Below are 15,553 nucleotides of genomic sequence, written 5' to 3' on the forward strand. Positions count from 1 at the left end.
GATCGGTTTTTTTCGGTTCCTTGATTAAGGAAGGAAGAATGCAATTCAATTCTTCTTTATTATTTCATCCTCATCGTCAATTATATCTTTTGCCGATTTTTTGAACTCGGAAAGTGTTTTTCCAACTGCGGAACCCACTTCCGGCAATTTTCTTGGCCCGAATAAAATCAACACAATCACTAAAATAATAATCAAGCCTGGGACACCAATAGATGCTAATCCTCCCATTAGAGAGAAGCCTCCTTCCTACTTATACGAGTAAACCGCCATCTTTACTGTATTTGATAATTCCTTCCGCAGCTCGGTACGCAAGTGCACCGACAGTTCCAGTCGGATTATAACCACCATTATGGGTAAAGTTCCCTGCGCCAACCACAAATAGATTTTCGACTTCCCAATGTTGTAAGTAATTGTTGACGACACTGTCATCCGGACTGGCACCCATAATCGTTCCACCTGTATTATGTGTTGTTTGATACGGAACTATGTCATAATCTGAAAGTGGGTTTCCTGCCATGACTGTTTTCGGACCCATTTCCGTCATAATCTCAGTAGACTTTTCAGTTAGATACTTGTGTAGGTTTCGGTCTTGATCAGTAAAATTGTACGTCATTTGTAGCAAAGGAACGCCATATACATCTTTATAATCTGGATCGAGTGACAAAAAGTTTTCCTTGTGCGGCATCGAAGCCCCTTCTGTTGAGATGTTTAGTGTTCTTGTGTAGTTATGAATCGATGCTTTTTTAAATTCAGCTCCCCATGTCGGGGTATCCGGTGGTACTGGATTCGTCTGAATTGGACGAATACCCGTTTGCGTTATGGAGATACTTGCCCCGTGTATAAAATCCAAGTCACTGTGGTCGAAATTATCCCCATTCAGGTCATCGATGGTCATACCTAGAGATCCTGCGCCCATAAAGACGTTCATTTGCTCTTCAAAGAATCCTGTTGCACCCGGCAGAACCTGGTAACAGTAGTTCTTGCCGAGTGTCCCTCTTCCAGTATCCGGATTATACATTTCACCAATTCCAGACACCATGAGAAGTTTCGCATTATTCATGACATAGCTTGTGAGAACAACAACCTCTGCGGGCTGGATGAATTCTTCGCCTGTTTGTGTATCGATGTATCTCACACCCGTGGTTCTATTCCCTTCCTTTATTACTTCTACAACATTCGCATGGAAACGGACGTTGAAGTTTCCCGTTTTTCTTGCTGTTGGGATCACCGTTATTTCAGGTGAGGTCTTTGCGCCATATTCACAGCCAAATCGTTCACAAAATCCACAGTATTGGCATGCCGCTATGGATTCACCATCTGGGTTTGTATAACTTTCAGATAGATTTGCAGATGGCATCATAAAAGGTTTATATCCAAGATTACTCGTTGCTGTTTCAAATTTTTTCAAGATAGGTGTTTTTTTCATTGCAGGTGTTGGGTAATCGGAAGAACGTTGCCCAGCGAAGGGGTTATTAGCATCACCTGACAAACCCGCTGTCTTCTCAAACTGGTCAAAATAGGGTTCAAGTTCATCGTAGGTAATACCCCAGTCTTGAAGCTGGTAATCGGCCGATAGTTTGTTTTTCCCGTATTTTTGATCAGTCATCGATTTGATTTCAAAATCATAAGGTAAAAAACGAAATGTTTGTCCGTTCCAGTGCGTACCCGCCCCGCCGAGCCCTTCCCCAAGAAGAAACGAGCCCATTTGACGCATAGGCAATGCACGCATCTTTCGGTGATTCCGAAATGTTATCGTTTCTCTTGAAAGATCTTGCATCAACTCATAACGAATTGCATACCGATATTCATCATGTACCATCAGGTAATCTGCTGTACTCCGTTCTTTTCCCCGTTCCAATCCAACAACCTTTAATCCTGCTTTTGCACATTCAGCGGCAATAATACCGCCTGTCCAACCTACACCAACCGTCACTACATCCACTTTATCCAACGTCGTAGCCAATAGTTTTCCCCTCCTTTAATGTTCCATACTGCTAATAGATTTTGGTTCTATTTTCATGAATTTTTCACTTTCAATTTCATTTGTATAAGCCATCTGATGCCCCGGAAAATCCTTCATACGCCAACCATCCATATTTATATTTCCGTTATAAATTGGATCTGCATACGCACCCTCAAGCGTGGCTTGTCTGAGTAATTTAAAATAAAATTCTGAGGCAACCCCTTTCATTTCAATTTCATTCTTTTGAAATGCGGTCAATATCTCGTCCATTTGACTGGCTTCAAGCGAGGCAAACCCCGTATCGAACCTCTTATTTGCCTCTTCCTCCATCTTAGTTAGGCCTTGCCTGAAAATTTCTGCACGACTTAACCTACTTTGATACCCTTGCGTAGATTCACCTGCAAAGAACGGTCCTTGCATGTATTCTTTCGCATTGCTACCATAATTTCCGGCCAATTGGTTGTCGATGAAGTACGGAACGCCCAGTCCGATTGCCCCTGGACCAAGATCATCTTCTGGGAAAATTCGTTCGACTGCTTCTGACAATACATTGAACTCGTTCGCATTCGTAAAGAACATTCGACCGCGAAATACTTCGCCGACCTGCTCGCCGCTGCCCGCTTGATTTTTATCGGTTCCTGCAACATTGTCTTTTGTAACATTATGGGTGATTAGACTTCCGATAACCCCCCCACCGACCAGAGCACCTGTAGCAATTCCAGTCGTTTTAAGGAAATCACGTCTTGATAAACCATTATTCTCTTTCGACATCTTTCATTCTCCTTCGCTAAAAGTTTCTCTTATAAATAAAGCATGCCAATTTCTTCCCTTTCTCATACAATAAGGTGGTTATTTCTAATTGAATGTTTAATTGAACTCAGAATGTTTGGTGTATACTTGAGTGAGTATTCAGATTGTAGAGGAGGGGTATGACATGAGAAAATGGATTCTATTATTGTTACTTTTTATCATTGGTGGGTGTTCCGAAGATGTTCCAAAACCAGAAGTGAAAAACGAGCGCCTTACCGAAAAAGTCGCAACAAACCTTCAAGCTCCGTGGTCAATTTCAAAAAGTGGAGATACGTTTTTCATATCAGAAAGGGGCGGTACAATTGTTAAAGTGACAGCCGAGGGAAATCAAATTCGAGAAAATGTCGCATTATCTGAACCTCTTTCAAATACAGCCGAAGCAGGTCTTCTAGGCTTTGTTCTAAAAGAAGATTTCGTAGAATCTAGAGAAGCTTTTGCCTATTACACCTACGACGACGACGGGGCTCCTGTAAATCGGATTGTCAGTCTTCAGTACGACGGCTCTTCATGGCATGAAAATGCTATCCTTCTTGACGGTGTTTCTTCAGGTTCCGTTCATCACGGGGGACGGTTGGCATTTTCTCCAGTTGGCATTCTTTTGGCGACGATTGGAGACGGTGCTCACCCAGAAGCTGCACAAGATTTGAATTCATTGAACGGGAAAATTTTAAGATACGGAGAGGATGCTAAATTCCACATCTTTTCATATGGACATCGTAATCCACAAGGACTTGCATGGGATTCACAAGGCGTATTGTACGCATCTGAACATGGACAGTCTGCAAACGATGAAATTAATATTATTATTGAGGGAAATAATTATGGGTGGCCAATCATTGAAGGTGCAGAAACTGCTGAAGGTATGGAAGCACCTTTGATCACTTCTGGTGCATCGAATACATGGGCACCATCAGGCATAGCTTTCCATAACGACCTTTTATATGTTGCATCGCTTCGTGGACAAGAAATACTTGTCATAGATACAAATAATCGTCAAATTGTAAATTCTATTGAGGGTTATGGACGTATCCGTGATATTTACGTGGAAGGTAATTCATTATATTTCATATCAAATAACACAGATGGCCACGGAGAACCTACAAAAGATGATGATATATTGTATCGGTTAACGATTGATTAAATAGAATTTTCGAGGCGAAAAAAGGCGACCTCAAAGAAAGGCCGCCTTTTCTTATTTATATTTATTTAGATTCTATGGCTCACATAGTTATATTTTTTCACGAATTCCATTTTCAAAACCTAGAATAGGAATTCGATCGTATTTAATTTCAATGTCATGATATAGTACTTCAAGTATGTATTCAGATTTACCATGAGAACGAACCGGCAGTTTGTTTTTAACAAAAGGATTATTTGTTAAAAGCGAAACTATACCAGTCTCGGTATTATAGCCTTCAACGGCAAATCGATGGCCTTTTACCATCGCATATGGAAATATCTCATAAGCATCTTCAATATCATCAACAGATATTTTATGAGTGAGTATACTTTCATTACCTTGTATCTTTATGAATCCATTTTTCAAGTCTTCTGTGTCATTAGACTTCAGATAATACTGGCCTTGATATGAGGAAAGTTCATATTCCTTACTATTTGACAGGGCGAAACGTCCTTTTTTCAACACGATAACCCCTCCAATAATTTTCATATCCTTATTTATAAGTATACATAAAAAGTATAGATAAAGATACACCTATTTAATTTCATTATTCAAATAAATCATTTATCTCACGAGTTTACCTAATCTAAAGAGGGGTATATAGTAACTAGACTACATGAGGTGGCTATTCAATGACTGACAATGGATTTTCTGACAAATTAAAAGGTGCTGGGAATAAAGTCAAAGGTGCAGTAAAAGACGAATTTGGTAAAGCGACAGATAACAAAAAGTTACAAGCTGAGGGTAAATTTGACAAGGTTAAAGGTGAAGTACAAGAAAAAGTCGGAGAAACAAAAGATAAATTTTCTAATCGAGACAAGTAAAAATAACGAAAGAGCGATCTCTCATTGAGAAATCGCTCTTTTTATTATTATTTATAAGTTTTCCGTTTTCATTCGAGGAGTACTTCCATTACTGCTGAGTAATTGTTCACTGGTTTCTTGGCCATCTAGCACTTCACCACTAGCGCTAATGTCTGCGCTACTATCTGCTTTGGTTGAGTTGTCTGCTTTGGTCGCTTCAACAAACAATGCAATTCCGCCATTTTCCACTTCATCTAAGTAATGTTTCGATTCTTGATCTGAATAGCCCATCGAATGAAAAGCATTATAAACTGGATCTTCAATATCTAAAAACGCATTGAAACCCTTTCTCCAATCTTCACCATACGAACCGTTTAGATTCATCTTTGTCTGACCATCAAGCATTGAAATGTTGTCCTGTTCACATGAAAACACGTGGACATCTTCTTCTCCATAACCATTTGCTTTCATTTCCGTCAGTTTATATAGGACCGTATCAATTGAGTGAAATATCCCGATAAATTTCTTATGTGACATTGTCAGATCCTCTCCCCTATAAATAGTATTACTAGTATTTACCCTTCGCATTGCTTTGAAAACATGTAATGCCCTATTAATGTTTAGTCTTGCCCATAAGCGTGAATCATATAAGTAAGGAGGATGACTTGTATGACCAAAAAGAAGCCCTTTACTGAACGAGATCGAAAAGATGCGGAAGGCCCACTCATGGACAATCCCGAACGCATAAAAACAGATAAGGAAAGCATTTACGATATGCACGAGGACATGAAGTTCGTTGACGCGATTCCATTAGAGGATGCAAAAATGGAGTGGCGAGAAGAAGAAGCTTATCTGGATACAAAAAGTAATTCATCCACTGAAGAAATGTCACCTGGCTCCAAAAAAGTCGATAAATAAGCAAAAACTACAACCCCTATTGAACCCTGGGTTGTAGTTTTATATTTGAAGAGAAAAGAATTTTAAAAAATTGAACCTAACTAAAGTTAGCGAAAAAACCCGACGACATTCCTAGAAATAATATTAGAACAAATACTAGAATCGCTAACACTAAGACGATTCCAAATATGATTAAATACGCACGCGCAAAGTTCCGACGCTCACTCGTTGCATCGAAAGCCCATACGAAAAGCATAATAATGTTCACAAATGGGATGGCTAGTAAAATAAATGTAATAATCCAACTTCCTATGGACATTTGCGGTGCAATTTGCTTTGACGAAACACGCTGTTCATTAACCTGCTGGACCGCTTCCAAAATCTACACCCCCAATCTAGTAAAATAACGTTCTTTTCACCATGATAGCGACTAAAGGTTAAGATTAGGTATAGTTTTAAAAATATTAAACGGTTGTTTTGGCTGCGTTCCGTTTGGACATCTTGATCCCAACAAAAGCCAGGACCAAAACGGCGATAACAGTAACAATAATACTCCACCAAAAACCTACTGTATCCATGTTTTTGTTAAAGGTAGACGTTGCGTATTGCGGTAACTTCCATGGTGAAATTGTCCAATACACGCCAATTAGTGAATCTATAATCTGGAAAACCATCGTCGATAATAACGACAGAGTTGCTGCAATACCAGTTGAAAATGAGGCGCTAAATGCTAACACGACTGTGACAACGAAAATAATCCACAGACTATATATGGCCATAAATCCAAAAACCTCACCAGCATTTACATTGTTGAATAGAATCGATATATAATACCATGCAGCTAAAAATCCTAACCAGACGCTTCCGATCACGATCGCGTTAACGACAAGCCATTTACTTAAAAAATAGGCACGAAATGAAATTGGCCGTACATAAAGAAGTGTTGCCGTTCCAGATTTCCGTTCACCTGAAATTGAGCCCATAAAAGCAAGTACAATGACTAAAATTCCAAGTAATTGGTATTGACCCAATAATGACATAAAAATTTCTTCACCGGTGTATTCGGGCCATATAAACTCAGCCCCTTCAGGCATATTGCCAACACTCTTCATGATTTCAGGCAAAAAGTGATTCGTTATTGGTTCTAGGATTCCTAAAATAATAAAAAATAGCGGAATCCATAATATTTTAAAGTTTCTCGTTTGCTCTTTCCATTCTTTTTGCAGCAGGATCAAAAATCCAGTCATGATTGAATCACCGCCACTTCCATAAAAATCTCCTCAAGGCTTGCTGTTTGCCGCTCTACTTTTCGAATTGAGAAACCTTCTTTATGGAGTAACGCGATAACAGTAGGCATTTCAATTTTTTCTGAAACGATATCAATAGCTATCGTTCGACCTGTTACAGTTAACTTCCATGGAATGAGCGCTTTAAAGCGAGTTATATCTTCTACCCTTTCAAATTCAATGAGGATTCGCGGCTTTGCATAGCGTGTGCGCACATCCTCAAGTGACCCTTGTTCAACAAGTGCTCCTTGTCGTAAAAATAATAGTTGGTCTGTCATTTCTTCCGCGTCGTTTAATATATGTGTAGAATATAAAATTGTTGTTTCTGCTTGTAATTCCTTTAATAGATTCATCACTTGCCGACGACCGACCGGATCTAACGCCGAAACAGGTTCGTCGAGTAAAAGGAGTTTCGGTTTATGAACAATGGCCTGTGCGAGACCCAACCTCTGTTTCATCCCCCCCGAAAAAGTACTTGTTTGCTTTTTCATTGCATCACCAAGACCAACAAACTCCAATGTTTTCCTGGCCTCCTGTATCGATTTCCTTGCTTCTACCCCACTCAAACGTGCAGCCATTTCAGTAAACTCTAACGCCGATAGCCACGGAAAAAATTTTGGGTATTGCGGTAGAAATCCAATGATTTCACGAATATCTGATGCTTTATTTTTAAAAGCGATGTTTCCACTTGTTGGTGAAACTAATCCTGCAAGCATCGATAATGTCGTCGTCTTCCCAGCCCCGTTCGGACCAATCAATGCCGTCGAGGTATGTTTTTCTATAGAAAATGATACGTTATCCGTGGCCGTTTCCTGACCGTACGTTTTCGTTAAATTTTTCACTTCGAGTAAAATTGTCAATCGTTTCTCCTCCCGAATACAAAGTAAATGATTGGACCAATGATATTGACAAATATAATGATTAGAATCCACATAACTAATGGACCGTTTGTACGCTTATTCCGAAGCAGGTCAACTAATGCGACAATTACTAAAATTAGTTGAAGAACGAGAATCGGAATGATCAAATTCCATGGAAGATCTACTAATTCTTGCATAAAACCAAATCCTTTCTTGTAATTTTATGAATCATCTAAAATAAAACTATTAATATAAACATATCACATTTGTTCTACTATGTATATAACAAATAACGCATCTTATTTTTATCATTGTTTTTCTCTTTAAAGAATCTATTAGGTCAATTTTTTCGCACATGGTATACTATCATGATGGAAAAGGAGGTTTTTTACTATGAAACATTGGATGTATCCGTTAATGATCATCTTTGCAGCAAGCTCTTACGGAATTCTTTCTACAATTATAAAATTAGCCATTGAAGATGGTTTTACAGCATCTGAAGCCGTCACGAGCCAATACTTCACGGGTTTTGTTCTAGCAGCCCTTATCTATATAGCCGTCAATCGATCGAGACCTAAATTTGGTGGTGGCACGACTTTACTACTTGCTGGACTATTTACCGCGACAACAGGGACTGTATACGGACAAGCTGTCACATATATGCCCGCTTCAATCGCTGTTGTTATGCTCTTTCAATTTACATGGATTGGCATGTTGTTGGATTGCATTGTAAACCGACGATTGCCAAAACGAATTGAAGTCATTTCACTTCTTCTGTTGTTTGCTGGAACCATTTTTGCTGCTGGTGTAATCGGAGCAGATATTAGTGGAATTCCATGGCAAGGTTGGGCGTGGGGTATGGCATCGGCCATCAGCTTTTCACTTTTTGTCTTGATCAATCAAAAACAAGTAGCCGGAATGGATACAGCAACACGTTTACTATTCACATCGTTCTTCGCAGCCATCGCCATTATCTTTTTCCAATCTCCTGAAATTGTTTGGAATGGCATGCTGTTTGGTAGTGGACTATGGATTTACGGGTTAATCTTAGGTGTGTTTGGTATCGTGATTCCCATCTACTTATTCTCAATCGCAGTACCTAAAGTCGGAACGGCGACTGCCTCCATTTTGAGTGCAATGGAACTTCCTGTTGCAGTTACAGTTTCTGTAATCTTACTAGGTGAAACGCTAAGTTTCCTTCAAATTATTGGGATTTTAATCATTCTTTTTGGAATGACATTACCGACGATTATCCAACGACGTAAAACGAGACTTATACAACATAAATAGGAGGAAGTGAAAATGGTCACGATAAGAAAATCAGTGCCTGACGATGCTGAGAAAGTTGTTCCTTTAGTCATCGATGCGATTGGAGATATTGCAGAGCGGATGACCGGGGAATACGAACCTTTAAAAATTGAACAAAGCCTATGTGAATTATTTAGACGCGAGGATAATCAACACTCCTATTTATATACCTATGTTGCTGAAATCGACGGCACTGTCGCAGGAACAATGGTGTTGTATTCAGGAATAATTGCCCCTCAACTTGATGAGAACTTGAGCACATGGCTTAGTGAAAAAAATGCTGAGGTTGTAGAGATTGATCCTGAGTCACTTCCTGATGAATTGTATATTAATACCGTTTGTGTTGATCCAGAATACCGCGGTAAAGGAGTTGGTTCAAAACTACTTATATACGCAGAAGCAATCGCTAAAAAAGCTGGTATTTCAAAAGTATCTTTAAATGTAGAAACAGAAAAAGCCGATGCAATCCGACTATATAAACGAAATGGGTATGAAATTGTCTCACCTTGGACGATTATCGGCGAACCCTTTCATCATATGGTGAAGAATGTATAATAAAAAACCACACAATTGTGTGGTTTTTTATTATACATCCTCTTTATCACTCAATTCCTTCACAAATCCAACAAACCGCTCCATCACTTCATCCAAAAACTCTAGCGTTACTTCGTGTGTAAGTTTTCCATCTTTAAATTTCTTACCAGCAAACCCAATTAGAATTTCGTTGCCCGCGGGAGGTAGTGTGATGGCTTGAATACTCAAGAGAATCTGCCTCAGATGTAATTGTGCTCGAACTGTTCCAAGTCCGCCTTGAGTGACGCCCATCGGTATTACTGGCTTACCTGCTATTGGTTTTTCCATTCTAGATAACCATTCCAAGGCATTTTTTAATACACCTGAAATTGACCAATTGTATTCGGGTGAACTTATAAGTACCGCATCCGCTTTTTCGATCATCTTCTTAAATTGTTCGACTTCCCGAGGCGGTGCAATTTCGTTGTCTTCATTGTAATATGGAAGAATTCCAATTTCCGCAATTTCCAGATCAAAAAGTGTGCTATATCTTTCTTTAATCGTCTTCACTAACTGCATATTATACGAGTCTTTTCTCAGGCTGCCTACCAGTGCTACAATCTTCATAATCAATCTCCTCTTTCACCCTATTTACTAACAGCAGTATGTGCAATAAAACATCCTCATAGTAAAAAGAATATTTAATCCCGAAAACTTTTCAGGCTTTCTGAGGGTATATATAGTAAGAGCAACAAAGTTCCGTTGTTCTGAAAGGAGTGAGTGTCGCATGAACAAAGACGAATGGATTGTAAAAATCAAGGAAGGGGATAAAGAATCATTCCGACGTTTCTATCTCGCTTACTCAGAGTCTGCCATTCGTATTGCCTCCGCCATTACACGCAATCGAGAAATGGCGAAAGATGCTGTACAGGAGACTTTTATACGTGTTTACCGCCAAATCGGTAGCTATAATCCCGAATTACCTTTTGACCCTTGGTTTTATCGAATATTGACGAATGAATGTCTGCGGTTGTTGAAGAAAGAGGCGCCTCTTTCAAAAATAGATCAAGTAGAAAACAATCCGTCATTATCGGAAGAATCCTTTGATCAGCTATCCGATTTATACACCACAATCCAATCGCTTGATGACGCACACCGAATTCCACTCATTTTAAAATATGTAAAAGGATTCAGCGAAAAAGAAATTGCACAAATTCTTTCGTTGAATCAAAACACAGTAAAATCACGGCTGTTTAAAGGTAGGAAACGACTGAAAGAACAGTTGAACCCGACCGGAAAGGAGGATTCGGTATAATGAGTGATTTTGACAAGCGAGTAAAAGATGAACTCCATAAACGAACTGCAGAAGAGTCACACGGGTTGAAGGATGAAATATGGAATGGTCTCGAGAAGGAATTATTTAACGAAGAAAAAGGAGACGTGAGGAATATGAAAAAGAAAGGCCGTATGATTTCAGTAATCGGCGTCATTGCAGCGGGTCTGCTTATCGCATTAAGTTTACAAACCGATACAGGTAGCGCATTTATTAAGAGCGTAAAAGATATGTTTGCACCTGAAAAAGAAATTACGCAAGGGATTGAAGGTCAAGACGAGGAAACCGAGGTCCATTTAAATGAAGGAAAAGATTCCGAGTACATTATCTATGTCGACGAAACGCGCTATAAAATGATAAAAGGCGAAGAATCGGATGTCATTACGACAATCGAACCCCTTCCAGAAAAATATCCGGAAGTGAAAATGGAAATTACACAAGTGACAAATGAAAAACCAGAAGATCTTGTAAAGAAAATCGAAGCCGAATTGAAAGTAGATTTTCCTGAACTACGGGAAATTGAACATGTAACCGAACCAGTCGAAGGTTATTTACTCCACGGCATAAACGGTAGTGAATGGGATTCGAATGTTGTTCATTTATATGTCATCAGTAACGGAAATGAAGGAAGTTATGTGATTAGGGAAGACTACTTCCTCGAGGCAGCGGAAGGTCATGGTGCTAGGTTCCACTATATGTTGGAGAGTTTTGAGATTGTAGAGAATTAGAAATGGAAAGTGCGTAAACCAAAATTGGTTTATGCACTTTTTTGGATTGGAAGCATTGAAAATCAGCGGAAAACTTTTTACCTTTACATTTACTTTTCATGGTAAGATGGTGAAAAATGAGCTTTAGGAGTTGCTGGAATGTTAAAAGAGCGTCTTTATTATATTGATTCATATTGTAAAACTTTTCACACTCGCGTTAGTAAAGAATCACGGGATTCAGAAGGTTATTTTTATGCAGTGTTGGAGAATACCGCATTTTATCCGACTGGCGGAGGTCAGCCGTACGACACGGGAACTTTGAACGGTGTCCAGGTACTAAATGTTGAAGATGTTGATGGTGAAATTCGTCATACTTTAGCAGAAAGTCTCGGAAGCGCGGCTGAAGTAACGGGTATTATTGATTGGGCGCGCCGGTTTGATCATATGCAACAACATGCAGGTCAACATATTCTATCAGCAGCATTTGTCGAACTATACGGATTCCCGACAATAAGCTTCCATTTGGGAAGAGACTTTTTGACGATTGATCTAGATGTGGATGATGTTTCCCCAGAACAGCTACAGGCTGTTGAAAAATTAGCGAATGACATCATTTTGGAAAATCGAATGATTTACACAAAGTGGGTAACTGAAGATGAGCTCGAACAGTATTCTCTTCGCAAGCAATTGGCAGTGACAGATGAAATCCGCCTGGTTATCATCCCCGATTTTGACTATAACGGCTGCGGAGGAACCCACCCAAGTTCAACGGGACAAGTTCTCGGGATAAAAGTTTTATCAACAGAAAAACATCGTGGGAAAATCCGTGTATATTTCGTTTGTGGCGGTCGGATATTACAACAATTGCATCAGAAAAACCATGTACTAGCGGAAACATCTAAATTGTTAAGTGCGCCAGAAGAAGGCTTAATTGACGCTACTCAAAGATTGCTCGACGCAAATCATGCGCTAGTCAAGTCATTGAATGAGAATGAAGAACAGTTATTGACATTCGAGGTTAAGGATTTATTACAATCTGAAAATCAAGGAATTGTGAAGGCCGTGTATTCAGGGCGAACTGTTCAGCAGTTGCAGAAAATGGCTAGATTACTTGTAGCGGAAGCCGAGGATACCGTCGTACTCCTAGTTGCGGAAAATGAAGAACGGTTACAGTTTGTCGCGGCACGCGGCGCTTCGGTGGAAAAGAGTATGAAACAAGTCTCGACTGCAGCACTTCCCCTTATTGACGGGAAAGGCGGCGGGAATGATGCATTCGTACAAGGAGGAGGGCAACGCGGTATGACAGGAACTGAGTTGCTGCAGGTCATGGAAGACTCCCTAAATTAAACACAAACAAATAACGCCCCCCCTTCACTAATCTAACCCGTTCAGTTCACTGGTACAAAACCTAAATTAAACACACAGTTAGAGTCCAAATTCGCATATGAATTGGACTCTTTCATTTTGCCTATATAACAACGTTTATGAATGATACACACCTATTTTGGACAGCCTACTGACAAACTTATTAGCAGACCTACAATTTCTATTGTGAGTCTGCTAATGTAAGGGTTAAAGCCACTGTTAATTTGTATGTCAAAACACATTTTTATAAATAGGAGTGATCACATTGAAATTCATTAAACCAAAGATTCACAAGACACGAAACGCGGATTGGGAGCTTACCGAACGTACATTAAGCATTGTTAAGTATTATTCCGAGTACACAGGGTTCACCGAAGAAGATGTGCTGGAGCAATTCCTTCAAAACATACTTTCCGACAAAGAGTTCACAGAGTGGATTTACAATAAGCGAAATAATAAACGCATTTTAAAGGATTTGGAGTTGAGCCCAAGTGACAAATCACAAGCGATTATTTCGACCTGATGAAAGTAGTATCGATATACTGCGTCCCGTCTCAGATGATGAAATGAAAAAACGTAAAATAGAATATCCGCTACTTATTCCACGGAGATTCGGATTTAATCGGTCAAAGGATGCGTTTAACCCTGTTTCGTTTCGTTGGAAAGGACAAACTTTCAACATTCAATACAACACCTGTGGAAACCCTCTCTGCAAGAATCACGGGCAATCACAGGAACAGTACGTAATCAAAAGTAAACCTAGTCGTTATAAACTAGCTGGTCAGGGTTTTAATAAAAAAGTTGAGTGTAATCCAGATCGCCTAGATCCCGAAGGGATACCTACATTAGGTTGTAGGACAAGTGCCGTCTCTAATTGGTCGCTTACGGAAGAAATTGAAAGACTTATCCGAATCAATACAGTAGTGCCGATAGAGATGGAATACACTTTTCACAGACCTTTTTGTATCGACGATCATCACGACCCATTCAATAACAACAAGTCATTTTATAAAAGAGGGACGAATTCCGCGAAATCACAACGGTATCAATGTAAAGAATGTGAAAAAATTACTAGCGTGAAACCTAACAAATCAAGAAGAACCAACTTCAATCAAAAACGAAATGATATCCTACCGATGTTTGCTAAGTTGCTAATCAATAAAACCCCGATCAGTCGGGCTTGTGAAATCCTAGAAATTGGTCGTGGAACATATTATAAAAAACTCGAATGGTTATACCGCTGTTGTTTAGAGTTTTTAGATACACGGGAAACAAAGATGTTGGAGAGTAAAGAGTTCGACGAACTTTGGATTACGTCAGACAAACTTCACTATGTTCTTAATAATGTATTGAAAAGAGGTCAAGGTAAGAACCGTGGATTGTTGATTGAAGACAAACAGCTGCCTACTTACGTTGCTGCTTCAGCTGATGTAAATTCGAGGTATGTGTTCCGAGCAGATGTATGCTTTGATTGGGATATTACGATTGATCAGATTCAGCAGGATACCCTTAAATACAAAGAAGATCATTTGAATAATTTTTCCCGTAAAAACGAGCGTTTTGGAGAATATGCTGTTTATCCGATAAAGCCGACCGCAAACGACACACAAACAATGGCTGAATATCAAAAAGAACTCAAACAAATGAATAATCGCCGATATTATGTCGACGGTCTTCACGTTGGGGCAACATACACATCAATGGCTCACTTTTGGTTACTAAAGCAAAGCGTTAAGACTCAGAGATGGCGATTCATAACAGATGATGACCTCTCTCTAAGAACTACAATTAGTCGCTTATTTTCGGTTGAAATTAACGAGAAGAAAGCGCATCACTTCTTATGTCTGACGGATAAAGAAATTACTAGAAAAGACGCGAAAATAGTGTTTACAGATGCGATACGATACTTGAAGTTATGGGCTAAGGATGAAAAAGTCGAATACGATAACATCCACCAACTTTCCCTTTGGTATGTTGAGGATCAATTGAAAACGCATAAGTTTCACGAAAGGTTTGTCACGAAGAACGGTGAGATTTATTATAAGCAGGATAAGAATCGATTGGAACACCCCATCCCAACTTCAGATAGAGGAAATAGGTTGTTAGATGTCCTGACAGATGTTTCACATCTAACGAATTATCAATTGGCATCCTTGTTGGTAAAAGTCAATGACAATTCTATAAACGGGTTCTTCCAAACCATTAGACGTAGGCTCTCAATACTTGAAAGACCACTTGTGACAGCCCGTGGCGATGGTAAAAGCTATATTTATTCGAACTTCAATCCGAAATATTCCCAGATGGCGATTACAATCCTACGGACGTATTATAATTTTTGCATCCCATACAAATCACCTGGTAATCGCGAGACTCCAGCACAAAGACTTGGTATCGCTAAACGGGTGTATACGTGGGAGGATATTATTTATAAACGTTAAAATAAAAAATGGATTCAAATTAATGAGTCCATTTTTGCTTTCATAATATTTAATACCCCACATATGCGCACATAATTAAGTCGGTTTATT

At 39.3% G+C, this 15,553-nt stretch carries 20 protein-coding genes; 10 read left to right on the top strand and 10 right to left on the bottom strand.

The features are described from left to right. Window positions 1–45 precede the first annotated feature (45 nt). Genes tatA through AC25Y1_RS09310 form a run of 3 tightly spaced genes read right to left on the bottom strand, consistent with a single transcriptional unit; the run spans window position 46 to window position 2,734 of the window. Window positions 46–228 (bottom strand): twin-arginine translocase TatA/TatE family subunit, encoded by a 183-nt coding sequence (tatA, locus tag AC25Y1_RS09300; protein ID WP_488147705.1) that lies wholly within the window; start codon window positions 226–228, stop codon window positions 46–48. Between the two features lie 22 nt (window positions 229–250). After that, window positions 251–1,963, bottom strand: a complete 1,713-nt coding sequence (locus AC25Y1_RS09305; RefSeq protein WP_488147706.1) for a GMC family oxidoreductase — start codon at window positions 1,961–1,963, stop codon at window positions 251–253. A gap of 15 nt (window positions 1,964–1,978) precedes the next feature. Next, window positions 1,979–2,734, bottom strand: a complete 756-nt coding sequence (locus tag AC25Y1_RS09310; protein ID WP_488147707.1) for a gluconate 2-dehydrogenase subunit 3 family protein — start codon at window positions 2,732–2,734, stop codon at window positions 1,979–1,981. Between the two features lie 163 nt (window positions 2,735–2,897). On the opposite strand from AC25Y1_RS09310, the gene AC25Y1_RS09315 reads away from it, so the two are divergent. Then, window positions 2,898–3,914 (top strand): PQQ-dependent sugar dehydrogenase, encoded by a 1,017-nt coding sequence (locus AC25Y1_RS09315; protein ID WP_488147708.1) that lies wholly within the window; start codon window positions 2,898–2,900, stop codon window positions 3,912–3,914. 87 nt (window positions 3,915–4,001) lie between these two features. Here AC25Y1_RS09315 and AC25Y1_RS09320 read toward each other — a convergent pair whose 3' ends face one another. Then, window positions 4,002–4,418, bottom strand: coding sequence for a hypothetical protein (locus AC25Y1_RS09320; RefSeq protein WP_488147709.1), 417 nt, complete (start codon window positions 4,416–4,418; stop codon window positions 4,002–4,004). 167 nt (window positions 4,419–4,585) lie between these two features. On the opposite strand from AC25Y1_RS09320, the gene AC25Y1_RS09325 reads away from it, so the two are divergent. After that, a complete protein-coding gene (locus tag AC25Y1_RS09325) occupies window positions 4,586–4,777 on the top strand; it encodes a CsbD family protein (protein WP_488147710.1) in 192 nt (63 codons plus the stop codon). A 51-nt stretch (window positions 4,778–4,828) separates the two neighbouring features. On the opposite strand, the gene AC25Y1_RS09330 is transcribed toward AC25Y1_RS09325, so the two are convergent. Continuing rightward, window positions 4,829–5,293 (bottom strand): general stress protein, encoded by a 465-nt coding sequence (locus AC25Y1_RS09330; RefSeq protein ID WP_488147711.1) that lies wholly within the window; start codon window positions 5,291–5,293, stop codon window positions 4,829–4,831. A gap of 132 nt (window positions 5,294–5,425) precedes the next feature. On the opposite strand from AC25Y1_RS09330, the gene AC25Y1_RS09335 reads away from it, so the two are divergent. Then, window positions 5,426–5,674: a hypothetical protein gene (locus tag AC25Y1_RS09335; RefSeq protein WP_488147712.1), complete on the top strand. Its 249-nt coding sequence runs from the start codon at window positions 5,426–5,428 to the stop codon at window positions 5,672–5,674. 76 nt (window positions 5,675–5,750) lie between these two features. On the opposite strand, the gene AC25Y1_RS09340 is transcribed toward AC25Y1_RS09335, so the two are convergent. From AC25Y1_RS09340 to AC25Y1_RS09355, 4 genes are all read right to left on the bottom strand, one after another. Continuing rightward, window positions 5,751–6,032: a hypothetical protein gene (locus tag AC25Y1_RS09340; RefSeq protein WP_488147713.1), complete on the bottom strand. Its 282-nt coding sequence runs from the start codon at window positions 6,030–6,032 to the stop codon at window positions 5,751–5,753. A gap of 85 nt (window positions 6,033–6,117) precedes the next feature. Beyond that, window positions 6,118–6,900: an ABC transporter permease gene (locus AC25Y1_RS09345; protein WP_488147714.1), complete on the bottom strand. Its 783-nt coding sequence runs from the start codon at window positions 6,898–6,900 to the stop codon at window positions 6,118–6,120. Further along, window positions 6,897–7,799, bottom strand: coding sequence for an ABC transporter ATP-binding protein (locus AC25Y1_RS09350; protein WP_488147715.1), 903 nt, complete (start codon window positions 7,797–7,799; stop codon window positions 6,897–6,899). The genes AC25Y1_RS09345 and AC25Y1_RS09350 overlap by 4 nt, the downstream gene beginning before the upstream one ends. Then, a complete protein-coding gene (locus AC25Y1_RS09355) occupies window positions 7,796–7,996 on the bottom strand; it encodes a PLDc N-terminal domain-containing protein (protein WP_488147716.1) in 201 nt (66 codons plus the stop codon). The genes AC25Y1_RS09350 and AC25Y1_RS09355 overlap by 4 nt, the downstream gene beginning before the upstream one ends. A gap of 196 nt (window positions 7,997–8,192) precedes the next feature. Between AC25Y1_RS09355 and AC25Y1_RS09360 the strand changes: the two genes are divergently transcribed. Beyond that, window positions 8,193–9,089: an EamA family transporter gene (locus AC25Y1_RS09360; RefSeq protein WP_488147717.1), complete on the top strand. Its 897-nt coding sequence runs from the start codon at window positions 8,193–8,195 to the stop codon at window positions 9,087–9,089. Window positions 9,090–9,101: 12 nt separating this feature from the next. Then, a complete protein-coding gene (locus AC25Y1_RS09365) occupies window positions 9,102–9,662 on the top strand; it encodes an N-acetyltransferase family protein (protein ID WP_488147718.1) in 561 nt (186 codons plus the stop codon). A gap of 30 nt (window positions 9,663–9,692) precedes the next feature. On the opposite strand, the gene AC25Y1_RS09370 is transcribed toward AC25Y1_RS09365, so the two are convergent. Further along, complete coding sequence (locus AC25Y1_RS09370) at window positions 9,693–10,247, bottom strand: NADPH-dependent FMN reductase (RefSeq protein ID WP_488147719.1); 555 nt, start codon at window positions 10,245–10,247, stop codon at window positions 9,693–9,695. A 160-nt stretch (window positions 10,248–10,407) separates the two neighbouring features. Between AC25Y1_RS09370 and AC25Y1_RS09375 the strand changes: the two genes are divergently transcribed. From AC25Y1_RS09375 to AC25Y1_RS09395, 5 genes are all read left to right on the top strand, one after another. Further along, complete coding sequence (locus AC25Y1_RS09375) at window positions 10,408–10,935, top strand: RNA polymerase sigma factor (protein ID WP_488147720.1); 528 nt, start codon at window positions 10,408–10,410, stop codon at window positions 10,933–10,935. Continuing rightward, complete coding sequence (locus AC25Y1_RS09380) at window positions 10,935–11,681, top strand: hypothetical protein (RefSeq protein WP_488147721.1); 747 nt, start codon at window positions 10,935–10,937, stop codon at window positions 11,679–11,681. The genes AC25Y1_RS09375 and AC25Y1_RS09380 overlap by 1 nt, the downstream gene beginning before the upstream one ends. 138 nt (window positions 11,682–11,819) lie before the next feature. Then, a complete protein-coding gene (locus AC25Y1_RS09385; protein ID WP_488147722.1) occupies window positions 11,820–13,007 on the top strand; it encodes an alanyl-tRNA editing protein in 1,188 nt (395 codons plus the stop codon). A 283-nt stretch (window positions 13,008–13,290) separates the two neighbouring features. Then, a complete protein-coding gene (locus tag AC25Y1_RS09390) occupies window positions 13,291–13,548 on the top strand; it encodes a hypothetical protein (protein ID WP_488147723.1) in 258 nt (85 codons plus the stop codon). Beyond that, a complete protein-coding gene (locus tag AC25Y1_RS09395) occupies window positions 13,517–15,463 on the top strand; it encodes a transposase (RefSeq protein ID WP_488147724.1) in 1,947 nt (648 codons plus the stop codon). Before AC25Y1_RS09390 ends, AC25Y1_RS09395 begins: the two co-directional genes overlap by 32 nt. Window positions 15,464–15,553 lie beyond the last annotated feature (90 nt).

Source organism: Sporosarcina sp. Y1009 (assembly GCF_057669865.1).